Raw genomic sequence first — 22546 nt, 5'->3', positions numbered from 1 at the left:
GTTTCAGCCTAGGTCATAGACCGCACCGGATCGGGCCAACTCGATCTCGCCCGAGTAGCCGCCCCGGTCGGCGTCCGCGCGCACGCGGCGCTCGTCGTGCCAGGGGACCAGGTGGGTGAGGACGAGCTTCCCCGCTCCGGCCTTGGCGGCGTGCTCGGCCGCCTGACGGCCGGTGAGGTGCAGGCCGGGTGGGTTGCCGGGTTCGTCGAGGAACGAGGCCTCGCAGAGCAGCAGGTCGGTGTCGGCGGCCAGGCCGATGAGCTCGTCGCACTCGGCGGTGTCGGCCGAGTAAGTGACCGACCGCCCGTTGTGCGCGACGCGGAAGCCGTAGGTCTCGACGGGGTGGTTCATCAGGGCGGCGGTGACCTGGAAGGGGCCGATGTCGTAAGTGCCCGGCGACAACGCCGTGAAATCGAAGGCGTTCTCCATCTTGGGCTCGTGGGGCATCCCGTAGGCGGCGTTCAACCGCGGGGCGGCCATCGACGGGGCGTACACGGGAAGCCTGGGGTAGGGAGCGCCGGGGCCGTAGCTGCGGACCACGTGGTAGCCGCACATGTCGAGGCAGTGGTCGGCGTGCAGGTGCGACAGGCAGATCGCGTCGACCTCGAACGGGCTGACGTGGCGCTGGAGGGCGCCGAGCGAGCCGTTGCCGAAGTCGACGAGCAGCCGGAAGCCGTCGGCCTCGAACAGGTAGCACGACGAGGGGCCGGACGGGCCGGGGAAGCTGCCGGAGCAGCCGACGATGGTCAGTTTCATACCGTCTCTCCGAATGCGGGTGCGGCCATCTCGACGGCCTGGAGCTCCGGTCCGAGGAAGCGCCGTCCGAGGGTCTCGAACAGCAGCGTGTCGCCGGTGGTGCCGAACCGGTGGGCGGGCACGCCCGAGGCGCGCACCAGCCCCCGGTCGCGCAGCACCCGGAAGACGTCTTTGGCGGTCTCCTCGGCGCTCGACACGAGTGTCACGCCGTCTCCGGCGACGTAGGAGATCGCGCCGAGCAGCAGCGGATAGTGCGTGCAGCCGAGGATCAGGGTGTCGCAGCCGGCGTCGAGGATCGGCGTCAGGTATTCGCGCACCGCCTCGATGACGGCCTCGCTCTCGGTCTCGCCGCGCTCCACGAAGTCGACCAGGCGCGGCGCCGCGACCCCGAAGAGCTCCACGTGGGGCGCGGCGGCGAAGGCGTCTTGATAGGCCATCGAGGCGATGGTGGCCTGGGTGCCGATCACCCCGACCTTCCCGTTGCGGGTCGCCGAGGCGGCCCTCCGGGTGGCCGGCTGGATGACCTCGACGACCGGCACCCGGTAGCGCTCCCGCGCGTCGCGCAGCACCGCCGCGCTGGCGGTGTTGCACGCGATCACGAGCATCTTGACGTCGTGGGACACCAGATGGTCGAGCAGTTCGAGGGCGTAGGACCGGACTTCGGCGATGCGCTTGGGGCCGTACGGCTGACGTGCCGTGTCGGCGACGTAGAAGACCGGCTCGTTCGGCAGCTGATCGATGATCGCGCGGGCTACGGTCAGCCCCCCGAACCCGCTGTCGAAGATCCCGATGGACCCCTGACCATAACTCTCCACCACGGGGTCAGCTTATGGCCGATCATGCGGCACGTCCCCGTGACACCGAGCACACTCGCCGGTCGTGTGATCAGCCGCGTCCGACCCTCGCGAGCTGCCGAGACTGCGCGACGAGCCGTCCACGGGAGTCCCAGACCTCGGCCTCCTCGTCGAACCAGCCGTCGCCGATCAGCCGTCCGGAGGCGAGCACGGTGAGCCAGCCGGGGGCCGGCAGCGCGCGCAGGTGCCAGGTCAGTTCGACCGTCGGGGCCCAGCCGCGCAGGCCCGCGCTGAACACCACGGGCGGCAGCGCGTCGACGGCGAGGGCGAGCACGAAGGGGTCGGGCTCCTGGCCGTGCCGCAGCCGGAAGTAGGCGCGCGACTCGGGGCGGCCGGTCGGCTCGCCGCCCAGCCAGCCGACGGTGGGCGGGTCGAACAGCAGCTCCATCTGGCCGTTGAGGGTCATGCCCGACTCGGGCTTCGGCTCGGGCAGCGGCAGGCACTCGTCATGGGGCGGCATCTCGGCCGCCGGACCGGCCGTGTAGACCGGCTCGGCGTGGGGGTCGAGGGTCGCGGTGGTGACCAATGTCTCAAGCAACGGTCCGTCATCTGAGACGAGAGACGCCCGGCTGATCGTCGTGGTCTTGCCGGTCTTCACCTGTTCGACCCGCACCCGCGCCGGGCCCGGACGGCCCGCTCTCAGGAACTGGGCGCTCGTCGAGACCGGATGCTCGTGCGGCGAGGCGTCGACCGCCGCCCGCAGCAGCACGGCCATCAGATATCCGCCGTTCAGCGGGCCACCGATCGAGTAGCCCTCGTCGAGGCACACGTCGTAGACGCCCTCGCCGACCCGGACCGCCCGGGTCGCCTCCCCGAAACCGCTCACCCACACCCTCCCGAATGTTGTTCTGGAACACTGTATCTTGACCGGGCCATAGCCGTCCGTACAGGGAGATCCGGGCATTCACCGGCCATGACGGGACGGGAACTGATCGGCCAGTGCGTATGGGACGTCCGCGGGGTGTGGGTCGGCCACGTAGTGGACGTACGCATGATCACCGGTAACCGCAACCCGTTCAAGAGGGGCACCGAGCCCGAGACGGCCGGACTCGTCGTGTCGGCCACCCGCTCGCAGTTCCTGCTCGGCGTCCACCGCGACGCCGGCGGCCGGGTCAACGGCACGCTCCAGCAGCTCACCCGGCTCCTGTACGCCCGCAGCCTGATCGTCCCCTGGGACCTGGTCGAAACCAGCGATACCGGTGAAGTTCACCTCAAAGAGCCACGAGAGGAACTTAAACGTCAATAGTCAAGAAGGCTGCAAGTCGTTCGCTACCGGCACGGCATACTTTCAAACTCGTCGGAGATCACCCCACTTTGCGAGTTGAACCCATGCCTGCCGAGAACCCCCCCGGTTTCCCGTTCGACACCAACGGAGACCCGGACCGGACCATCAACTACCGCTCGCCGCAGCCCCAACCGCAGCCGCAGCCGTACGCAGAGCAGCCAACCCGGATGGACTTCGGCGGCACTCAGCAGATGTTCACCCCTCCGCCGCAGCAGGGCCAGTGGCGTCAGCCCGAGGAACTGGGCTACGACCTGCCCCCCGTGGTGCACGCGCCGGTCGAGAAGCGCCGCAGCCCCAAGGGCATCATCATCGCCGTGATCGCGGCCGTGGTCGTCGGCCTCGTCGGCGGCGGTGGAGTGTGGGCGTTCTCCACCCTGAGCGGTGGCGGCTCGCAGCCTTCCGAGGCGCTCCCGGCCGGCGCCCTCGCCTACGCCCGGATCGACCTCGACCCGGCCGCCAACCAGAAGCTGGCGCTGTTCAACATCGCCCGCAAGTTCACCGTCACCAAGGACGCCTTCTCCGGTGACGACCCGCGTGAGGCCTTCTTCAAGGCCATCTCGACGGACAACCCGAACTTCGAGAAGATCGACTACGCGGCCGACATCGAGCCGTGGCTCGGCGACCGCATCGGCTTCGCGCTCATGCCCGGCAAGGACGCCACGCAGCCCGGCTTCGCCCTCGCGATCCAGGTGAAGGACGCGGACGCGGCCCGCGCCGGCATCGCCAAGCTCGACGCCGGTTCGGACACCAAGACCGGTGTCGCCATCCGCGGCGACTACGCCATCGTGTCCACCACCCAGGAAGAGGCCGACAAGTACGCCACCGGCCCCACCCTGGCCGAGGCGGCGAACTTCACCAACGACATGGATGCCCTCGGCGAGCCGGGCGTGCTGTCCTTCTGGGCCGACCTGGCCGGGATCGCCAAGCTCGGCGGCGCCGCCAGCGCGACCAGCCAGGCGGCGCTCGCGCAGATCGGGAACGGCCGCTTCGCCGGCGCCCTGCGCTTCGACGGCTCCTACGTCGAACTGGCCGGCATCACCCGCGGCATCGACAGCAAGGTGGCCGACGCCAAGCCGGTGGCCATCGGCGACCTGCCCGACACCACCGCCGGCGCGATCGCGGTCTCCGGCATCGGCCAGGCCCTGAAGGCCCAGTGGAACACCGTCACCGAGAGCGCGGACGCCGCCGGACAGGGCGCCTTCAGCCAGTTCGTCACCCAGGCTCAGCAGCAGTTCGGCCTGGCCATCCCCGACGACCTGTTCACGCTCCTGGGCGACGGCCTCACCCTCGCGATCGACTCCGAGGGCCTGGACGCCGACCTGCCGAACATCGGCGCTGTACTGTCCACCGACCCGGACAAGGCGGGGGCGATCCTGACCAAGATCGAGCAGGGCCTGGCCGCCAGCGGCCAGCAGTTCCAGCTCGCCAAGGCCCCCGGCGACGGCAAGCTCGTCGTGGCCACCAACCAGGGCTACGCCGACAAGCTCGCCTCCGCCGGCGCGCTGAAGGACAGCGAGACCTTCCAGAACGCCGTCCCGAACGCCGACGCGGCCACGTTCGCCGCCTTCGTCGACCTCGACAAGGTCGAGAACCTGTACCTCCAGGGCATGTCCGACCAGGACAAGACGAACCTGCAGCAGCTGTCGGCCGTCGGCCTCAGCGGCGGCTACCAGGGGAGCGAGGGCAACTTCTCTCTCCGCGTGCTGTTCAATTAGTAAATAGGAAGGGCCCCGCCTCAACTCTCAGGGAGGCGGGGCCCTTCTCTTTCTGTCTTCTACGCCCGTCTTCTACGCCCAGAGCTGCCCGTCAAGACGGTCTTCCGCCTCGACGAGGGTGCCCTCGTAGGCGCCGGTCGACAGGTACTTCCAGCCGCCGTCGGCGACCACGAACACGATGTCGGCCGGCTCGCCGTCGGCGACGGCCTTGCGGGCCATGCCGATGGCGGCGTGCAGGGCACAGCCGGTGGAGATGCCGGCGAAGATGCCCTCGGCGGCCAGCAGCTCACGCGTCCTGCTCAGGGCGTCGGCCGAGGTCACCGAGTAGCGGGTGGTCAGCACCGCCTCGTCGTAGATCTCCGGGATGAAGCCCTCGTCGACGTTGCGCAGGCCGTAGACGAGCTCGCCGTAACGGGGCTCGGCGGCCACGATCTTCACGTCGGGCTTGTGCTCCCGCAGGAACCGGCCGACGCCCATGAGGGTGCCGGTGGTGCCCAGGCCCGCGACGAAGTGGGTGACCGTCGGGAGATCGTCCAAGATCTCGGGGCCGGTCGACTCGTAGTGGGACCGCCAGTTGGCCGGGTTCCCGTACTGGTAGAGCATGATCCAGTCGGGGTGCTCGGCAGCCAGGCCCTTGGCCACCCGGACCGCCTCGTTGGAGCCGCCCGCCGCCGGAGACGAGATGATCTCGGCGCCGTACATGCGCAGGAGCTGGCGGCGCTCCTCGGAGGTGTTCTCGGGCATGACGCAGATCAGCTTGTAGCCCTTGAGCCGGGCCGACATCGCCAGCGAGATGCCGGTGTTGCCGGAGGTCGGTTCGAGGATCGTGCAGCCGGGGCTGAGCAGCCCCTCCTTCTCGGCCTGCTCGATCATCCACAGGGCGGGCCGGTCCTTGATCGAGCCGGTCGGGTTGCGGTCTTCGAGCTTGGCCCAGATCCGCACGTCGGCCGACGGCGACAGCCGGGGCAGCCCGACGAGCGGGGTGCGGCCGACCGACTCGATCAGTGAGTCGAAACGCATCTCTGATCAGCCACCGGCGACGGCGGGCAGCACGGTGACCGTGTCGCCGTCGGAGATCGGGGTGCCGAGACCGCCGAGGAAGCGGACGTCCTCGTCGTTCAGGTAGATGTTGACGAACCGGCGCAGCTTGCCGTCGTCGACGATCCGGGCCTTGATCCCGGGGTGGCGCACTTCCAGGTCGCCGATCAGCTCTTCGAGCGTGGCGCCGGAGGCGTCGACGGCCTTGGCGCCGTCGGTGTAGGTGCGCAGGATGGTCGGGATGCGGACCTCGATGGCCATTGGTGTTCTCTCTCTTCGGGAAAAGGTCTGTGGTTTACGGGGAGGCGAGATCAGCGACAGTCGTAGACCACGACGGAAGGAGAGTGCGCGAAGAGGCACGGTTGCACGCCCAGGGACATGTCACCCATTTTATGCGCCTGGTTCCAGGATCTTCACGTCCTCCTCCTCGACCACCCCGTCGACGATCCGGAACGACCGGAACTGGGTGAGCGCGGTGGAGTAGAGCACGTAGTGCGCGAAGGGCTCGGAGGCGTAGGACACGTCGGTGCGCGACGGGTAGGCCTCGGTCGCCGTGTGGGAGTGGTAGATCACGACGGGCTCTTCGTCGTTGTCGTCCATGTCACGCCAGACGCGGAACTGCTCCATCGAGTCGAACCGGTAGAACGTGGGAGACCGCTCGGCGTTCTCCATCGGGACGAACCGCTCGGGCACCCCGGCACGCCCGGCGATCACGCCGCACGCCTCGTCGGGATGGTCTGCCGTGGCATGGGCGATGATCTGGTCGACCAGCTCGCGGGAGATCGTCAGCATGCCGCGAACCTACCAAAGGGCCTGAACGAGGGTGTCCTGCAGGTAGGTCAGCCAGTCGTAGGTGACGAAGGCGGGGTAACGAGGGTCGTCGTCGCCCATGTCGGCGATCTCCTGATGGATCTCCTCGGTGACCTCAAGACGTACACCCAAGACCAGTCGAAGGTCGTTGAGGGCACGCAACCAGGACTGGGCCTGCTCGGTGGTCAGCACGACCTCGCCGCCGGCGGCGGTCTCGATCAGCGTGAGCGCGTCGGTGCGTTTGGCGTCGCGGAGATCGCCCTCGGTGTAGCGGCGGAACTCGGTCGAGGCGGCGTCGTCGTCGGCGTAGGCCGAGGGGAACAGCCGGGCCAGCACCGGATCGGTCGGCTCGGTGGCCGGGCCGATGCGCAGCGCGCGCTCCAGCGGGTCGTCGCCGGTCTCCCCCGGCTGGACCACGTCGAGCACCATCGAGGCCACCAGCGACCTGAGCACGTTGGCCTCGGCCGCGTCGAGGTAGACCGCGACGCCCGCACGTGTCGCCTTGAAACCGTGACCCATCAGCCGTCTTTCTGCAGGGTGGCCCAGAGGCCATAGGAGTGGAGGGTCTGGACGTCGCGCTCCATCTCCTCCCGCGTGCCACTGGACACGACGGCCCGGCCCTTCTGGTGAACGTCGAGCATCAGCTTCTCGGCCTTCTCCCGGGCGTAGCCGAAGACGTTCTGAAAGACATAGGTGACATAGGACATGAGGTTGACCGGGTCGTTCCAGACGATGGTCACCCACGGCAAATCTGGACGAACGTCCGCTATCGGACGCTCGACCTCCATCGGAGCGGTGCTACCCACATCTCCAATCCTGCCTCACCGCGGTCGTACTCTCGACTCGTGCAAACGTCCATGAGCTCGGCCTTGCTAACAGACATGTATGAGTTGACCATGTTGCGGGCGGCGCTGTCCGGCGGCACCGCCCATCGTCGCGCGGTGTTCGAGGTCTTCGCCCGCCGTCTCCCCGCGGGCCGCCGCTACGGTGTCGTCGCAGGAACCGGCCGTGTCCTTGAAGCTATCGAACACTTCCGCTTCGGTGAGCCCGAGCTGGAATTCCTCGAACGCGTCGTCGACCCGCCGACCCTGGCCTTCCTCGCCGACTACCGTTTTTCCGGGAATGTGTACGGCTATCGCGAAGGCGAGACCTACTACCCCGGCTCCCCGATCATGGTCGTCGAGGGCACCTTCGCCGAGGCGGTGGTCCTGGAGACGGTCATCCTGTCGATCCTCAACCACGATTGCGCGATCGCCTCAGCGGCCTCCCGGATGGCCTACGCGGCCGGAGATCGTCCCCTGATCGAGATGGGCTCGCGCCGCACCCACGAGCGCTCGGCCGTCGCGGCCGCCCGCGTGGCCTACCTGTGCGGCTTCGCGACCACCTCGAACCTTCAAGCCGGTCTGGAGTACGGCGTCCCCACCGCCGGCACCAGCGCCCACGCCTTCACCCTCCTCCACGACTCGGAGGAGGCCGCCTTCCGCACCCAGATCGACGCCCTGGGAGCGTCGACGACCCTGCTGGTGGACACCTATTCCGTCCCGGAGGCGGTCAGAACGGCCGTGAAGCTCGCTGGGGGCGACCTCGGCGCGGTCCGCATCGACTCGGGCGACCTGGGCGTGGTCGCCTTCGAGGTGCGGCAGCAGCTCGACTCCCTCGGCGCCGACCGCACCCGCATCGTGGTGACGGGCGATCTCGACGAATACGCCATCGCCGCGCTCGCCGTCGCCCCGGTCGACGGCTACGGGGTGGGCACCAAGCTCGTGACGGGCTCGGGGGCGCCGACGGCGAACCTGGTCTACAAGCTGGTCGACCGCGAGGACTCCTCCGGTGCGATGAAGCCGGTCGCCAAGACCTCGGTGGGCAAGCCGAGCAAGGGCGGCCGCAAGTGGGCTTACCGCTCCCTCGTCGAGGGCGTGGCGGCCGGAGAGGTCATCTCCAACCGGGCCGACGACTTCCTGGGGCGGCCCCTTCTGGCTTCCCTCGTCCGCGACGGCGAGATCGTCGGGCGGGAGTCCTTGGACGAGGCGCGGGCCCGGCATCACGAGTCGATGCTTGAATTGCCGCAAATCGCCCACAGCCTCTCCCCTGGAGACCCGGCTGTGCCTAGTATTTTCTCCTGATCGCGGGAGAGCGGCGCCTGAGGACGACGCCGGTCTCCCGCGATCTTCTAGATTGGACGCCATGACCACCGCGCTTGTGATCGTCGACGTGCAGAACGACTTCTGCGAGGGCGGCAGCCTGGCCGTGACCGGCGGCGCGGGTGTCGCCGCCGCGATCAGCGTGCACGCCGCGCGCGGTGACTACGACCACATCGTGGCCACCCGCGACTACCACGTGGACCCCGGGAGCCATTTCGCCCTCGACCCCGACTTCATGACGACCTGGCCCGCCCATTGCGTGGTGGGGACTTCCGGGTCCGACTTCCACGAGAACCTCGACACCGCGCCGATCCAGGAGATCTTCAGCAAGGGCGCCCACTCGGGGGCCTACAGCGGCTTCGAGGGCCACTCGTCCGATGGGGTGGGGCTGGCGGCGTGGCTGCGGGAGCGTGGGGTCGAGCGGGTGGACGTGGTGGGGATCGCCACCGACCACTGCGTGCGGGCCACGGCGATCGACGCGCGGGCGCAGGGGTTCGAGGTGCGGGTGCTGCTCGACCTGACGGCCGGGGTGATGCCGGTCACGACCGAGGTCGCGCTGACGGAGATGGCTGCGGCGGGGGTCAAGCTGACGGGGCACCCCATCGTGGCCGACGACCCGGAGGAATGACGCGGGCTCGCCTCTGATGCGATCGCGGGCGGTGTTCTCGGCTTCAAGTTGCCATTGCCGAGCGTAGGGCTACGCTTACCTAGCGTAATATCGTCTAGGTCGGCGGCTGATCATGTCTGCTCTTGCTCTTGGTGTGTCGTGGTTGGTGCTGGGGCCTGTCTGCGTCTGGCTGCTCTTCGGGCTCGGCCAGCCGCTCCGTAACCGCCTCGGCGCCGTCGCGGCCCTGCTGGCTCTCGAAGGGGCGACGATCTTCCTCGCCCCCGGCGACCACCGGCCCGAACCGCCGCCCGTGGCGGCGATGATGCCGCCCCGCCCTGTTCCGTCGCCGACCGCCGTGTCCTGCCCGGTGCGGCTTCCCCACCCTGATGAGGTGCGCCTGTCCCGCACTCACGTGACCATCCTCTGGCCGGCCGTCATCGGCGAGTGCGACACGGCGGCCGTGGTCCTGGGCACTCACGGGAACCGCCTGCGGGTGTGGGTGCATGAGGGGGCCCTGGTGGGCAACCATCGGGCGTCGGTGGTGCCGGTCAACATCGACGGGCACACCGCCTTCGTCGACGTGGCCCGCAAACTGGCCAGACACCCTTGGGTCGCGGTCGACGGCCGCAGCGGGAAACGCATCCCGACGATCAAGCACGGCTGACCCGCTGAGAGTTACCGTCGAGGCCCTGACCCCGTAGAAAGGCGGCCAGGGCTTGAACGTGACGATGGTGAGTGCCCCAGCGCGGGCCGGTCGGGTGAACGAGGACTTCACCGGCGCCACACCGACGGCGGCGGTGCTGATCGACGGCGCCGGCATCCCCGGCGCCGAATCGACCTGCCGACATGGGGTCGCCTGGTATGCCCATCGCCTGGGTGGCGGCCTCCTCGGCCTGTTGTCACTCCCGCGGAGCCTTCCGGCGATCCTCGCCGAGGCCATCACGCTGGTGACGGACGCTCACCGGGACACGTGCGACGTGACGAACCCCATCAGCCCGTCGGCTGCCGTGGCCATCGTGCGCCGGTCCGGCGGCTACGTCGAACATCTGGTTCTGGGCGACTCGGTGGTCGTGCTCGACCGCGTCGACGGCGCGACGATCGTCGTCACGGATCCTCGCGAGGTGGTCATCGGCCGGACCTACCAGCCGATGCTGGAAGCCACCGTCCCGGGGAGCGACGAGTATCACCGGATCCTCCGCGACCTGCGCGCCAACCGGAACCGGCCGGGCGGCTTCTGGGTGGCCAAGGACGACCCGAGGGCGGCCGACGAAGCGATCACCGGCCGGTGTCCGGCCGAGGAGCTGTCAGCCGCCGTTCTCATGAGCAACGGAGCCGGCCGGATCGTCGACCGGTTCGGGCTCACCGACTGGCCGGGAGTCATGGCCGCACTGGCATCGGGCGGACCCGCCGACATCATCGATCGAGTCCGCCGGGCGGAGGCACGCTACTCAGTGCCGCCGGACGACGCGACGATCGCCTGGTGCACCGATCTCGGCGACACCTGAGGCCCACGAGCGGGCCACACCACAAGGCAGACGACCGACGGCCGCCTGTCCTCCACGTCTCGCACTCGCCTCAGGACGCCGGGCGGTGGAATTCGGCCTGGCCGACGAAACGCCCCTCGCCGCTTCGGGCCGTCGGCGCACCGCTTGGGGTTCGGCCGAGATCTGGGGCTTCTACAGGCGCCCGGAGAGCCAGCGGCCGACCGTCGAGGCGGGCCATCAGAACCGTGTCGGCGCCCTCGGCCAGGATCGTGTGCCACTGACCCCGCCGACGGGCGACGGCCTTCTCGAAGAACTCCGCGTCGAAGAACGGCCGGTAGGCGGCGAGCCACGCCTCGGCATGGATCTCACCCAACACGGCGGCGTCGTCAGGGCGGGCCGCCGTCACATCGACCGTCATTTACGGCCGGCCGCCCACTTCCGGATCATGGCGATGCGCTCGCGAATCTGGTCGGCGGTCGCCTGGGCGATGGCCGGGCCGCCGCACGAGCGGCGTAGTTCCGCGTGGATGACCCCATGAGGCTGCCCGGTGCGGTGGTTCCACGCGCCGACCAAGCCGTTGAGCTCCTTGCGGAGCTCGGCGATCAGCTCGTGGGGGGCTTGCTCGGGCGGCTCGGCGGACTTGGGCTGTTTCCTCTTGGCGGCCTGCTGGTCGGCCTGCCGTTTGCGGAGTAGCGACGCGACCTGTTCGGGCTCCAGGAGACCGGGAAGCCCCAGGAAGTCTTCTTCTTCGGGCGAACCGGCGGCGGCGGCCGTGCCGAACTCGCCTCCGTCGTAGAGCACCCGGTCGAAGGTCGCGGACGCTTCCAGCGTCTGAAAGGGGAGTTCGTCGCCGAGGGCGTCGGGGGATTTCTGCTCGCGCTGGGCCTGCTCCAGGAGCAGGTCGTCGAGGCCGTCTTCGTCGCGCTTGCGGTTCAGGATGTGGTCGCGCTCGGCCTCCATCTCGGCGGCGAAGGTGAGCAGCAGCGGGACCGAGGGCACGAACACCGACGCCGTCTCGCCGCGCTTGCGCATGCGGACGAAACGGCCGATGGCCTGCGCGAAGAACAAGGGCGTCGAGATGCTGGTGGCGTAGATCCCCACGGCCAGGCGCGGGATGTCGACGCCCTCGGACACCATGCGGACCGCGACGAGCCAGCGCTGCTGGGAGGCGCCGAACTCCTTGATCTTCGAGGACGCCCCGGGGTCGTCGGACAGCACGACCGTCGCGCCCTCCCCCGTGACCGCGCGCAGGTGCTTGGCGTAGGCGCGGGCCGACTCGTGGTCGGTGGCGATGATGAGGCCGCCCGCGTCGGGCATGCCGCGCCGGACCTCGGTCAGGCGGCGGTCGGCGGCCACGATGACCTGGCGGATCCAGTCGCCCTTCGGGTCGAGGGCGGCCCGCCAGGCCTGGCCGAGCTGGTCTTTGGTCAGCGGGGTGCCGAGGGTGGCGGTGATCTCGTCGCCGGCGCGGGTGCGCCACTTCATCTCGCCGCTGTAGGCGAGGAAGATGACCGGGCGGACGACCCCGTCGGCGAGCGCCGGGCCGTAGCCGTAGTTGTAGTCGGAGACGCTGCGCAGGGCGCCTTCCGCGTCTTCGACATAACCGACGAACGGGATGGGGTTGTCGTCGGAGCGGAACGGGGTTCCGGTCAGCTGAAGACGGCGGGCCGCCGGTTCGAACGCCTCGCGCACGCCGTCGCCCCACGACTTGGCGTCGCCCGCGTGGTGGATCTCGTCGAAGATGACGAGGGTGCGGCGGCCTTCGGTGCGGGCGCGGTGCAGCGCGGGGTGCATCGCGACCTGGGCGTAGGTCACCGCGACGCCGGTGTAGTCGCGGGAGGTGGCGCCCTGGCTGTTCTTGAAATCGGGGTCGATGCCGATGCCGACCTTGCCCGCCGCGTCGGCCCACTGACGCTTGAGGTGTTCGGTGGGCGTGACGACCGTCACGGCCTTGATGACGCCCCGGCTCAGCAGCTCGCTGGCGATGCGCAGCGCATATGTGGTCTTACCGGCGCCCGGTGTCGCGACCGTCAGGAAGTCGCGCGGCTCGCGGGTGAAGTAGAGGTCGAAGGCCTCCTGCTGCCACGCGCGCAGCTTCGGGGCGGTGCCCCACGCCGCGCGGTCGGGATAGGACGGCGACAGGTGGGACGCGGCCGACGTGCTCACGCGCGCCTCCCGTGGGTCACTTGGACATTGCCGTATCTATCGGTTCCCCTCACGTGGCCTCAGAGTAGTCTGACCGACCGACAAGACGTGCCGAGGCCGCGAGATCCTCGCCATCGTGCCTGGTAAGTGCTATCGCGTACCCGCCATGATCGTGTCGATCTCGCGCCGCGAGGCGGGGTCGTCGGGGTGCGCGAGGCCCAGCAGCACGACGCTGCGGCCCTCCGGCGCGGTCAGCACGGTGATCCGCAGGAACGACGGCTGGTTGACGACGTCGCGGTAGACGGCCCGCACCGCGCGGGTGTGCCCGGTGCGCCCGCCGACCGAGACCTTCTTGTCTTCGACGACGTCGACGGTGTCGCCGTGCAGCAGCAGTCGGCCGTAGGTCTCGGCGAGCCTGAGCAGCGCAGGGCGGGCGTTGCCGGCGTCGAGCTTGTCTCCCGGCCTGGCCATCACGATGGCCCGGTCGCCGTTGCCCGCGACCGAGGTGAACCCGGTGACCGGCGCGAGCGCGCCCTCGTGCCAGCCCGGCGGAAGGGGGTAGCTGAGAGCGGCGAGCTCGTCGGTGACCAGGACCGTCTCGGCCGGCGTCTCGGTGCGGTTCAGCACGAGATAGAGGGCCGCTCCGACGACCGCGCCGGCGGCCAGCGCCGCGAACCCGATGACGAGAAGACGGCTCGCCCAGCGCGGGATCCGGCGCGGCGGCGGTGCAGCAGGGGTGCCGTACCAGCGGGCGGACGGGGGTAGATCGTCCTGCCCCGGATCGGCGTGATCGGTGGGCGGCCAGACCCTCCGCTCGTCCATGCCGCCAAGTCAGTCACGCCGGGAGGCGAGCCGTCAATAACGATCACCTTTTCGGTATCCCAAAAGGCTCATCTTCCGTTACGGCTCCGCCTGCCCCGGCACCGCCCGCCGTCTCCGGACCTCACCGCACCCGAACGCCAACCGGACCCGCCCGGCACGCGCCGCTACGACGGTGCTGAAGACGTACAGGAAAAGCTTTTAGCCGCGCCCTCGCGGCAGGAACAACGAGTCCGCCAGGCCCGTGAGCGGGCGTGGCGGGGCGATCGGGACCTGGCCCGACTGGGTGCCCAGCAGGCCGGTCATACCGCTCGAACGCGTCAGGCCCGCTGTGACGCCGCCCCGGTAGGTCACCCACGCCTGGCGCATCCGCAGGCCCTGTCCGGCGGTGAACTGGTTCATGCAGCGGTCGTGGGCGTAGTCCATGAAGTTGTGGATGGGGTCGTCTCCGGGCGCCGTGCACGAGTTGCGCGTCTCGGGGCAGCCCTCGGTCGGGGTGGCCTGGAACGGGGTGTCGTCGACCGAGTCGCCCGGTTCCGAGCAGCCGTTCTCGAAGGTGTGGACGAGGCCGAGCCAGTGGCCGATCTCGTGGACGCCGGTGAAGCCGAAGTTGAAGTTGCGCAGCGCGCCACCGGGCAGGGTCCGCCAGTCGATCACGACGCCGTCGTGGCGGGGGTTGCCGGTGTACCAGTTGGGATAGGTCGCGTAGCCCAGCACGAGCTCGCCGAGCTGGGAGACGTAGAGGTTCAGGGTCTCCGAACCGCCCTTGCGCAGCCGCGACTTCATGGGATCTTCGAGGCCGAGCGGGTTGCGGAACCAGTCCTTGTTGTCGGTACGCGTGATGCCGCGCAGCTCGAAACGCACCCCCGTGTCCACGCCGCCGTAGCGGCCCGCGTAGGCCTGGTTGAGCACGGTCACCTGTTCGCGGACCGCCGCGTCGGGCGCGCCGGTCACGCCGTCGGTGAGCACGTGGATCCACAGCGGCACGGTCACCGTCGCGGGGATCGGCCCGGGGTGGTTGCGCAGAGCCGCGTTCATCTGGGCCAGTTCGGTGGCGCTCAGCGGCCGTGGTTCGGCCCGCCCGGAGGCGCGCTCGGGCGCTGGACAGTCGTGATCGTGCCCATGGTGATCCCCGTGGTGATGGCCGTGATCGGCGGCTTCGGCGGGTGCGGCTACCAGTGAAAACAGGCATGCCAAAGAGACGGCGAGAACACGCCGGGCCATTCGATTCCCCCGATGCGACCGGTCCGGACCAGAGTTCGAACGCTAGCCGCATCGGAGTCGATCAAGAGGTAGTGACACCCGTCACTTGTCGTCGCCCGACTCGCCCTTGGGGAGACCTGAGTAGATCTCCTTGCATTCGGGACAGACGGGATACTTCTTCGGATCGCGGCTGGGCACCCACACCTTGCCGCAGATCGCCCGCACCGGCGCACCCGTGATGTAACTCTCGGTGACCTTGTTCCGGTCGGCGTAGTGGCTGAACCGCTCATGGTCGCCGTCGCCGCCGTGAGACGTGCGCGGGACGACCTCGGTCTTCTGGTCGGGAAGAATTTTCGTACTGCTCACCCACGCGAGTCTACAAACACCAGCGGCCCCCGCCCCACCAAGGGACGGGAGCCGCCGCTCAACGTTTTCAGCCGATGTGCACCGGCTCACCCTCGATCTTGCGGCCCGCCCGCACCAGCAGGGCGATGAGCGCCGCGAAGACCGCCACGCCGGCGCTCACCTCGAAGCCGAGGTGGAGGCCGTCCATGAACGAGAAGTGGGTCGCGTTGGTGACCGCACCCTGGATCTGCTCGGGCAGGCCGGTGGGGGCGACGCCGTAAGAGGCCGCCTCCTTGAGGCCTTCCAGCTGGTCCGGGGGGAATCCCTGGGCGGCGGGGCCCAGGTAGGTCTCGTACACGGAAGAGACCTTCGCCGCGACGATCGCGCCGAGGATCGCGGTGCCCAGCGCGCCGCCGACCTGCATCGCCGACTGCTGCAGGCCGCCCGCGACACCCGAGAGCTCCTCGGGGGCGTTGCCGACGATGATCTCGGTGGCGCCGACGAACACCGGCGACAGGCCGAAGGCCAGCAGGGCGAACGGGATGGCGCTGTCGAGGAACGCGGCGTCGACCGACAGGCGGGACATCAGGAACATCGCGACGGCGGTGATCAGCATGCCACCCGAGATCATGATGCGCGGCCCGAGCTTGCCGATCAGGATCCCGGCCAGCGGCGAGGCGACGATCATGCCGGCGCTCATCGGCAGCATCCGCACGCCCGACTCCAGCGGCGACAGCCCGTGGACGCCCTGGAAGAAGAAGGTCAGGAAGAACATCGCGCCGAACATCGAGAACGCGGTGAGGATCATCAGCGTCACGCCGACGGAGAACGACGCGTTGCGGAACAGGCCCAGCGGCACCAGCGGCTCGGAGACCCGGGTCTGCCACCAGAGGAAGGCGACGAGGAACACGACGAAGACGCCGAGGGAGATCAGCGTGCCGGTGTCGCCCCAACCCCACTCGGGGGCCTTGATGATCGCCCACACCAGCGAGAACATCATGATCGACAGGAATACGACACCCAGCCAGTCGACCTTCGAGAGGAGCGTGGCCTTGCTCTCGCGCAGCGCCCACCAGCCGACCCCGAGGGCCACGACTCCGACCGGCACGTTGATGAAGAACACCGACTGCCAGCTGACGTGCTCGACCAGTAGACCGCCCACGATCGGGCCGGCCGCCGACGAGAGGCCGATGATGCCACCCCAGGCACCCATCGCCATGTTCAGCCGGTCGCCCGGGAAGGCCATGCGCAGCAGCGCCAGCGCCGCGGGCTGCAGCAGCGCGCCGAAGAGACCCTGGAGCACGCGGAAGGCGATCAGGGGCCCGATCGAGGAGGTGAGGCCGATCGCCAGCGAGGTCAGCGCGAAGCCGACGACGCCGATCAGGAACACCCGCTTGTGCCCGAAGATGTCACCGAGCTTGCCGGCGGTGATGAGGAAGACCGCCAGGGCCAGCAGATATCCGCTGGTCACCCACTGGATGTCGGCGAGCGAGGCACCGAGTTCGGCCTGGATGACCGGGTTGGCGATGGAGACGACCGTGCCGTCGAGCATCACCATGATCACGCCGAGCGAGACGGCCAGCAGGGTCAGCCACGGCCTGGCCGGTCCGGCGTCCCCTTGCGCCGCCTTCGGCAGGGCAGCGGTTTGTGACATAACGGGTTCTCCCCCGGATAGAAAGTCAACGCGACGTAGATTATGTCAGTTCATGACAGATGACAAAGTGTTTTATCCGACATACCCTGACAACTGGCAGACGGTGAACTGAATGTTTCGAGGAGGTGACAGGGATGGGTCTGCGTGAGCGCAAGAAGGCCAAGACGCGCGTCGCGCTCATCGACGCGGCCCTCGACCTGTTCCTGGAGCAGGGCTACGAGACGACGACGATCGACCAGATCGCGGCGGCGGTAGACGTGTCGCCCCGCACGTTCTTCCGCTACTTCGGCTCGAAGGAGGAGGTGGCGCTGGCACCCGCGGCCGACGCCCAGGACGTATTTCTATCGGAGCTCCACGATCGTCCCGAAACCGAGTCCCCATTTACGGCTCTGGCCCACGCCATGCGAGGTTCGGTGGCGCTCCTGCGCGACGGCGAACCGGAGGACAAGGCCCGCTTCCTCAAGGCCCGGCTGGTGGTCGAGGCGACCCCGACGATCTTCGCGGGCCAGATGCGCCTGATGATGGCCAACGAACAGCGGATCTTGGAAGAGGTCGCCCGCCGACGCGGCGTCGACGACCTCAGGAGCCAGTTCGTGACGGCGACCTTCACGAGCACGATCAGGGTCGGCTTCGAGAACTGCACGGTCGAGCAGCTCAGCGACATCGACGAGATGACCAAACGCCTGGAAGACACGTTCACCCTGGTGGACGAGATGATGGTCCCCGGCTGGGACCGATAGCCCCTACTTGTGTTCGAGGCCGGCGAAGAAGGCCTCGGCGGCGTTCCCGACCCGGTCTCGGTCGCCGGTGGCGAGCAGGTCGAGGAGTAGCCCGCGGATCGTGGCGATCACCAGGGTCGGGGCCGCCGGGTCGTCGTCGGGGCCCTGCGCGTCGCGCAGGAGGCTCATCCAGTCGGCGACGACACGGTCGAGGAACCCGGCGAACAGATGCGGGGCCTGGAGAGCGCTTCCGTACACGGCGAAGAACAGCTTGAACTCCGGCCACCGTTGCGGGTCGGAGCTCCACTCCCACGCCGCGCGCGCCGCCGCCGCCAGGGTGGGCTGCCCGGCGGCCCGGTCGCTCGTGAGCACGAAGATGCGTTCGCGCAGACGCCCCAGGATGGCGACGAGCATCTGCTCCTTGGTGCCGAAGTGATGCACCAGCGTCGTGGTCGACACGCCGAGGGCGGCGGCGATCGGGCGCCACGACAGGTCGGAGAAACCGTGTTCGGCCGCGTAGTCGACGGCCGCGTCGAGCAGTTCCGCCCGACGCCGGTGGTCAACCGGTCGTCCTGCCATCGTCGCCTCCGGGTCGATCTCCGCTTGACTTTCTAGAACGATCGTACTACGAATTCGGATCGAGGCGCAATCGCCGGGATCCTCCCGGCCCATGCCCTCGACCTGGAGGTTTTCCATGCGCGTTTTCGTCACCGGCGCGTCCGGCTGGGTCGGCCGCGGCCTGGTGCCCGACCTGATCGCCGCCGGCCACGAGGTCGTCGGCCTCGCCCGCTCCGACGCCGCGATCAAGACTCTTGAGGACCAGGGGGCCGAGGCCTTTCCGGGGTCGCTCGACGACCTCGGCACCCTGCGTGAGGCCGCCGCCGCGTCCGACGGCGTCATCCACCTGGCGTTCAAGCACGACATCGCCTTCTCCGGCGACTACGCAGGCGCCACCGCCGCCGACCGCACCGCCATCGAGACCTTCGGCGAGGCCCTGGCCGGCACCGGCAAGCCGTTCGTGCTCGCGTCGGGCATCCTCGGCGTTCTCGGGCTCGCGCCCGGCGTCCTCGCCACCGAACGCGACGGCCTGGCCACGCTCGCCGGAGACGACCAGGTCCCGATCGGCGGCGGTGGTGGGCGGCTGGGCAACGCCCACTTGACGCTCGCGTTCGCCGATCGGGGGATCCGCTCCTCGGTCGTCCGGCTGCCGCCCGCTACGCATGGCCGGGGCGACAACGGGTTCATCGTGGCCGCGATCGGCTCCGCCCGCGAGAAGGGCGCCACGGCCTACGTCGGCGAGGGCGCCAACCGCTGGCCGTCCGTCCACCGCGACGACGCGGCGCGCCTGTTCCGCCTGGCGTTCGAGTCGGCCCCGGCCGGGTCGGTGCTGCACGCCGTCGGCGACGAGGGCGTCCCGATCCGCGAGGTCGCCGAGATCATCGCCGCCCGGCTCGGCATCCCCGCCGTCTCGGTGACCGCCGAACAGGCGGGCGAGTACGTCGGCTTCCTCGGCGGCTTCTGGGGAATCGACGGCCCCGCCTCTGCGAAGATCACCCGTGACCTGCTCGGATGGGAGCCGACCCGGCCGGGACTCATCGCCGACCTGGAAGAGGGCCACTACTTCGCCTGACGAGGCGGCGCGATCAGGTGGTCGGTGTGGTCAGTTCTGGGACGGGTCGTCGGGATAGCTGGCCACGAAGGCGAGTTCGCCCGGCTGCCGCCGCAGCACCGTCCGCCAGAGGGCTCCCGGGTTCGGGTGGAAGGTGTCCCCCGGTTCGGAGTCGACGATGTACCAGGCGCCCTGGGCGATCTCGCCCGTCAGCTGCCCCTGCGTCCACCCCGCGTAGCCCGCGAAGATCCGCATCTGCGATATCTCCCCGGCCAGGATCTCGGGGGGCGCGTCGAGGTCGACCGTGCCGAGCCGGGAGACGCCACGCGGACCGGTGTGGAGCCGGCGCCAGCCGAGGGGTTCCGCGCCGCTCATGACGACGGCCAGGGCCAGGGCGCTGTCGGTCTGGACGGGCCCGCCCTCGAACAGGACCGATGGACCGGTCACCAAGGGATCCCAGGTGGGAAGGACGGACGTCACGCTGATGTCGCTCGGTCTGTTGATCACCACACCGAGCGTTCCGCCGTCTTCGTCGTGCTCGAGGACGAGGACGACGCTACGCCGGAAGTTCGGGTCGTCGAGCAGTGGCGTCGCCACCAGCAGCCCACCGACGTAGATCGACTCCGCCATACCCTCAATGATGCGACAGGAAGGCCGATTCGCGCACGTCACCCCACATGGTTACTCTGTGTTATGAAATTGATGGACATGGGAACTCTCCGTACAGCAAGGATCTTGGTGGAGGGGGACCCGTGGGACAGAGAACGACGGCAGGCAGGGCGCTCGCCCTGTTCGCCGCACCGGTGGCGGCGGCGTTGCTGCTGCCCGCGCAGGCGTACGCCGCCCCGCCCCCGCTCCAGGTGACCTACGGGAAGATCGACTGCGCCACCGGCGACGTTTCGGTCACCATCAACAATCAGGGCCCGGACGCCCACGAATACACCCTCTACCGAGGCGACGACGTCATCGCCCGGGGCCGCTCCGCGGGGAACGAGACCGTTCAGGAGTCGGTCCGGATCACCCGGAGCGCCCGCCTCAAGGTCCTGGGCGGCCAGGAACAGGTCTCCGAACGCTGGATCGACGCCTGCAAGGCGAGCACCCGCACGGCGAGCCTCCAGAAGGAGGACAACCAGGGCCCCGACGACGTCCACCACGGCCTCTTCGACTTCGGCAGGTGGGGCCAGGATCAGCAGGATCGCCAGGATCACCATGGGGACAAGGAAGGGCACCACGGCCTCTTCGACTTCAGCAAATGGGGCCAGATCCTCCAGGGCGACCAAGGAGAACGCGGCGAACACGGGGAGCACGGCGACCGCTGGGGTCACCACGAGCACCACGAGCACCACGGAGATCACCCCGGGGACCATCACGGCGACCATCACGGGGATCACCATGGCGACCACGGCGGCGGCTGGTGGGACCGCGAAGAGGGCAACTGGTGGAACCGTGACGACCACCACCGACACGGCGACCATCACGGCGACCACGGCGGCGGCTGGTGGGGCGGCAACGACCACGACAACGGCAACTGGTGGGGCCGCCAGGACGACCACGGCCCCGACCACGGCCCCGGCTGGGGCGGCGAGCGCGAGGCCGAGGGCGTCGGCTGGTGGAACGGCGACCGCCCGCACGACGAGAACGTGCTCCCCTTCACCGGCCCACCCGCCGACCTGTGGGGCAAGGTCGCCACAGCGGGCGGCCTGGTCGTCATGGGCGGCGTCTTCTGGTGGCTGGCCCGCGTCTGGCCCAGCCGGACCTTCCCGGTCACCCCGCGCTAGCCCGAAAAACGACACGGCCCGGTCTGGAAAACCCAGACCGGGCCGAATCATGCGAACCGCAGAGGCCAGGACCAGAGGTTCACCACCGGCCGGCAGGCTGTGACCAAGGCTGAGAGCATCACACGCCACCAGCCACGGCGCCGCTCGCGTCACGTACAGAGGAACTATGCCTCGGTGAAGCCCCGGGCCTTGCCGCCCGCCGACTCCCGGACCGCCGCCGCGACCGCGCCGGCCACGTCGGGGTGGAAGACGCTGGGCACGATGTAGTTCGGGCCGAGCTCCTCCGGTGACACGACCGCCGCCAGCGCTCGGGCCGCGGCCAGGAGCATCTCCTGGGTCACCCCGTTGGCCTGGGCGTCGAGCAGGCCGCGGAAGACACCGGGGAAGGCCAGCACGTTGTTGATCTGGTTCGGGTAGTCGGACCGGCCGGTCGCCACCACCGCCGCGTGCTCGCGGGCGTCGTCGGGCGACACCTCGGGCTCGGGGTTGGCCAGGGCGAACACCACCGCGTCGGAGTTCATGGTCGCGATGTCGTCGCCGTTGAGGATCCCCGGCGCCGACACCCCGATGAACACGTCGGCGCCCTTGACGGCGCCCTTGAGGTCTTCGCAGTAGCCGTCGGAGTTGGTGTGCTCGGCGATCCAGCGCAGCGACTCGTCGAGGTCGTCGCGACCGAGGTGCACGGCGCCCTTGTAGTCGCACACGATGACGCTCCTCGCCCCGGCAGCGAGCAGCAGCCGCAGCACGGCGGTGCCAGCGGCGCCGGCCCCGGCCATCGTGATGCGGACGTCGGACAGCTCCTTCTTCACCACCCGCAGCGCGTTGGTCAGCGCGGCCAGGACGACGATGGCCGTTCCGTGCTGGTCGTCGTGGAAGACCGGGATGTCGACGAGTTCCCGCAGGCGGCGCTCGATCTCGAAGCAGCGCGGCGCCGAGATGTCTTCGAGGTTGATGCCGCCGAACCCGGGCGAGATGGCCCGGACGATCTCGACGATCAGGTCGGGGTCTTGCGTGTCGAGGCAGATCGGCCAGGCGTCGATGCCGGCGAACCGCTTGAACAGGGCGGCCTTGCCCTCCATCACGGGCAGGGCGGCGGCGGGACCGATGTTGCCGAGCCCGAGGACGGCGGAGCCGTCGGTGACCACGGCCACCGAGTTCCGCTTGATCGTCAGGCGCCGGGCGTCTTCGGGGTTGCGGGCGATCGCCATCGAGACCCGGGCCACGCCGGGGGTGTAGGCCATCGAGAGGTCGTCGCGGTTGCGCAGCGGCACCTTCGACTGCATCTCGATCTTGCCGCCGAGGTGCATCAGGAAGGTCCGGTCGGAGACCTTGTGTATCGCCACGCCCTCGACTTCGCCCAGGCGGTCGACGATCGCCTGGGCATGGTCGGTGTCACGCGCGGCGCAGGTCACGTCGATGCGCAGCTTCTCGTGTCCGGCGTTGGTCACGTCGAGGGCGGTGACGATGCCCCCGGCGTTCTCGACCGCGTGAGTGAGCTGGCTCACCGCCTTGCCACCTGCGGGCACTTCAAGACGGACGGTGATCGAATAGGACACGCTGGGCACGGTAGCCACGTCAACCCGC

At 69.4% G+C, this 22546-nt stretch carries 27 protein-coding genes; 10 read left to right on the top strand and 17 right to left on the bottom strand.

Translation table 11 applies throughout. The features are described 5' to 3' along the window. Positions 1 to 3: 3 nt before the first annotated feature. The 3 genes from AW272_RS32650 to AW272_RS32640 form a co-directional block, all read right to left on the bottom strand. Entirely contained in the window at positions 4 to 756 is a 753-nt protein-coding gene (locus tag AW272_RS32650) for an MBL fold metallo-hydrolase (RefSeq protein ID WP_066373378.1), read from the bottom strand. Then, a complete protein-coding gene (murI, locus tag AW272_RS32645) occupies positions 753 to 1574 on the bottom strand; it encodes a glutamate racemase (RefSeq protein WP_245657846.1) in 822 nt (273 codons plus the stop codon). The genes AW272_RS32650 and murI overlap by 4 nt, the downstream gene beginning before the upstream one ends. Positions 1575 to 1641: 67 nt before the next feature. Beyond that, positions 1642 to 2436 carry a thioesterase family protein gene (locus tag AW272_RS32640; protein ID WP_066373620.1) on the bottom strand — a complete coding sequence of 265 codons (795 nt, stop codon included), beginning with the start codon at positions 2434 to 2436 and terminating at the stop codon, positions 1642 to 1644. Between the two features lie 87 nt (positions 2437 to 2523). Between AW272_RS32640 and AW272_RS32635 the strand changes: the two genes are divergently transcribed. Beyond that, on the top strand, positions 2524 to 2856 hold the full coding sequence (locus tag AW272_RS32635; protein ID WP_066373376.1) for a hypothetical protein: 333 nt from the start codon (positions 2524 to 2526) through the stop codon (positions 2854 to 2856). Positions 2857 to 2939: 83 nt separating this feature from the next. Next, the gene (locus AW272_RS32630; protein ID WP_066373375.1) at positions 2940 to 4610 is read left to right on the top strand and encodes a DUF3352 domain-containing protein; all 1671 of its coding nucleotides are present in this window, start codon (positions 2940 to 2942) and stop codon (positions 4608 to 4610) included. 72 nt (positions 4611 to 4682) lie between these two features. Here AW272_RS32630 and AW272_RS32625 read toward each other — a convergent pair whose 3' ends face one another. The 5 genes from AW272_RS32625 to clpS form a co-directional block, all read right to left on the bottom strand. Then, entirely contained in the window at positions 4683 to 5630 is a 948-nt protein-coding gene (locus tag AW272_RS32625; RefSeq protein ID WP_066373373.1) for a PLP-dependent cysteine synthase family protein, read from the bottom strand. Between the two features lie 6 nt (positions 5631 to 5636). Then, positions 5637 to 5909 (bottom strand): MoaD/ThiS family protein, encoded by a 273-nt coding sequence (locus tag AW272_RS32620; RefSeq protein WP_066373371.1) that lies wholly within the window; start codon positions 5907 to 5909, stop codon positions 5637 to 5639. A 129-nt stretch (positions 5910 to 6038) separates the two neighbouring features. After that, positions 6039 to 6440, bottom strand: a complete 402-nt coding sequence (locus tag AW272_RS32615; protein ID WP_066373370.1) for a M67 family metallopeptidase — start codon at positions 6438 to 6440, stop codon at positions 6039 to 6041. A 9-nt stretch (positions 6441 to 6449) separates the two neighbouring features. Then, positions 6450 to 6977 carry a DUF2017 domain-containing protein gene (locus tag AW272_RS32610; protein ID WP_066373369.1) on the bottom strand — a complete coding sequence of 176 codons (528 nt, stop codon included), beginning with the start codon at positions 6975 to 6977 and terminating at the stop codon, positions 6450 to 6452. Continuing rightward, complete coding sequence (clpS, locus tag AW272_RS32605; RefSeq protein ID WP_174551878.1) at positions 6977 to 7246, bottom strand: ATP-dependent Clp protease adapter ClpS; 270 nt, start codon at positions 7244 to 7246, stop codon at positions 6977 to 6979. Before clpS ends, AW272_RS32610 begins: the two co-directional genes overlap by 1 nt. 57 nt (positions 7247 to 7303) lie before the next feature. On the opposite strand from clpS, the gene AW272_RS32600 reads away from it, so the two are divergent. The 4 genes from AW272_RS32600 (at position 7304) to AW272_RS32585 (ending at position 10711) form a co-directional block, all read left to right on the top strand. Further along, positions 7304 to 8581 (top strand): nicotinate phosphoribosyltransferase, encoded by a 1278-nt coding sequence (locus tag AW272_RS32600; RefSeq protein ID WP_439649172.1) that lies wholly within the window; start codon positions 7304 to 7306, stop codon positions 8579 to 8581. A gap of 61 nt (positions 8582 to 8642) precedes the next feature. Continuing rightward, complete coding sequence (locus AW272_RS32595; RefSeq protein WP_066373362.1) at positions 8643 to 9227, top strand: nicotinamidase; 585 nt, start codon at positions 8643 to 8645, stop codon at positions 9225 to 9227. Positions 9228 to 9360: 133 nt separating this feature from the next. Further along, entirely contained in the window at positions 9361 to 9870 is a 510-nt protein-coding gene (locus tag AW272_RS32590) for a hypothetical protein (RefSeq protein WP_066373360.1), read from the top strand. A gap of 67 nt (positions 9871 to 9937) precedes the next feature. After that, a complete protein-coding gene (locus tag AW272_RS32585; protein ID WP_218011148.1) occupies positions 9938 to 10711 on the top strand; it encodes a protein phosphatase 2C domain-containing protein in 774 nt (257 codons plus the stop codon). A gap of 70 nt (positions 10712 to 10781) precedes the next feature. On the opposite strand, the gene AW272_RS32580 is transcribed toward AW272_RS32585, so the two are convergent. The 4 genes from AW272_RS32580 to AW272_RS32565 all read right to left on the bottom strand — a co-directional run bounded on the left by AW272_RS32580 (position 10782) and on the right by AW272_RS32565 (position 14692). Next, positions 10782 to 11108 carry a hypothetical protein gene (locus AW272_RS32580; protein WP_066373356.1) on the bottom strand — a complete coding sequence of 109 codons (327 nt, stop codon included), beginning with the start codon at positions 11106 to 11108 and terminating at the stop codon, positions 10782 to 10784. Further along, positions 11105 to 12856 carry a DEAD/DEAH box helicase gene (locus AW272_RS32575; RefSeq protein ID WP_083958951.1) on the bottom strand — a complete coding sequence of 584 codons (1752 nt, stop codon included), beginning with the start codon at positions 12854 to 12856 and terminating at the stop codon, positions 11105 to 11107. The genes AW272_RS32580 and AW272_RS32575 overlap by 4 nt, the downstream gene beginning before the upstream one ends. A gap of 129 nt (positions 12857 to 12985) precedes the next feature. Then, on the bottom strand, positions 12986 to 13657 hold the full coding sequence (locus AW272_RS32570; RefSeq protein ID WP_066373354.1) for a hypothetical protein: 672 nt from the start codon (positions 13655 to 13657) through the stop codon (positions 12986 to 12988). A 198-nt stretch (positions 13658 to 13855) separates the two neighbouring features. Then, a complete protein-coding gene (locus AW272_RS32565; RefSeq protein ID WP_066373352.1) occupies positions 13856 to 14692 on the bottom strand; it encodes a zinc metalloprotease in 837 nt (278 codons plus the stop codon). On the opposite strand from AW272_RS32565, the gene AW272_RS45370 reads away from it, so the two are divergent. Beyond that, complete coding sequence (locus AW272_RS45370) at positions 14669 to 14836, top strand: hypothetical protein (protein WP_245657844.1); 168 nt, start codon at positions 14669 to 14671, stop codon at positions 14834 to 14836. The two genes, AW272_RS32565 and AW272_RS45370, sit on opposite strands and share 24 nt — an antisense overlap. A gap of 123 nt (positions 14837 to 14959) precedes the next feature. Here AW272_RS45370 and AW272_RS32560 read toward each other — a convergent pair whose 3' ends face one another. Together AW272_RS32560 and AW272_RS32555 are read right to left on the bottom strand one after the other, a co-directional pair. After that, positions 14960 to 15223, bottom strand: a complete 264-nt coding sequence (locus AW272_RS32560) for a DUF3039 domain-containing protein (RefSeq protein WP_066373351.1) — start codon at positions 15221 to 15223, stop codon at positions 14960 to 14962. Between the two features lie 67 nt (positions 15224 to 15290). Further along, entirely contained in the window at positions 15291 to 16856 is a 1566-nt protein-coding gene (locus tag AW272_RS32555; RefSeq protein ID WP_066373350.1) for a DHA2 family efflux MFS transporter permease subunit, read from the bottom strand. Positions 16857 to 16990: 134 nt separating this feature from the next. Here AW272_RS32555 and AW272_RS32550 point away from each other — a divergent pair, with 134 nt between their 5' ends. Then, positions 16991 to 17596 (top strand): TetR/AcrR family transcriptional regulator, encoded by a 606-nt coding sequence (locus tag AW272_RS32550; RefSeq protein ID WP_066373348.1) that lies wholly within the window; start codon positions 16991 to 16993, stop codon positions 17594 to 17596. A gap of 3 nt (positions 17597 to 17599) precedes the next feature. Here AW272_RS32550 and AW272_RS32545 read toward each other — a convergent pair whose 3' ends face one another. Further along, positions 17600 to 18154 (bottom strand): TetR/AcrR family transcriptional regulator, encoded by a 555-nt coding sequence (locus AW272_RS32545; protein WP_066373345.1) that lies wholly within the window; start codon positions 18152 to 18154, stop codon positions 17600 to 17602. Between the two features lie 115 nt (positions 18155 to 18269). Between AW272_RS32545 and AW272_RS32540 the strand changes: the two genes are divergently transcribed. Continuing rightward, the gene (locus AW272_RS32540; RefSeq protein WP_066373344.1) at positions 18270 to 19205 is read left to right on the top strand and encodes an SDR family oxidoreductase; all 936 of its coding nucleotides are present in this window, start codon (positions 18270 to 18272) and stop codon (positions 19203 to 19205) included. Between the two features lie 30 nt (positions 19206 to 19235). Here the strand turns inward: AW272_RS32540 and AW272_RS32535 are convergent, their stop codons facing one another. Then, positions 19236 to 19814, bottom strand: a complete 579-nt coding sequence (locus tag AW272_RS32535) for a YqgE/AlgH family protein (RefSeq protein ID WP_066373342.1) — start codon at positions 19812 to 19814, stop codon at positions 19236 to 19238. Positions 19815 to 19936: 122 nt separating this feature from the next. Here AW272_RS32535 and AW272_RS44575 point away from each other — a divergent pair, with 122 nt between their 5' ends. Next, complete coding sequence (locus AW272_RS44575) at positions 19937 to 20962, top strand: hypothetical protein (RefSeq protein WP_066373340.1); 1026 nt, start codon at positions 19937 to 19939, stop codon at positions 20960 to 20962. Between the two features lie 164 nt (positions 20963 to 21126). Here AW272_RS44575 and AW272_RS32525 read toward each other — a convergent pair whose 3' ends face one another. Next, positions 21127 to 22536, bottom strand: a complete 1410-nt coding sequence (locus AW272_RS32525) for an NAD-dependent malic enzyme (protein WP_066373338.1) — start codon at positions 22534 to 22536, stop codon at positions 21127 to 21129. Positions 22537 to 22546: the final 10 nt, after the last annotated feature.

This window comes from Herbidospora mongoliensis (assembly GCF_001570545.1).
In the GTDB taxonomy this organism is placed as follows: Bacteria; Actinomycetota; Actinomycetes; order Streptosporangiales; family Streptosporangiaceae; genus Herbidospora; species Herbidospora mongoliensis.
The sequence above is the reverse complement of the archived record's forward strand: the minus strand, read 5'-3'. Positions and strand labels throughout refer to the sequence as shown.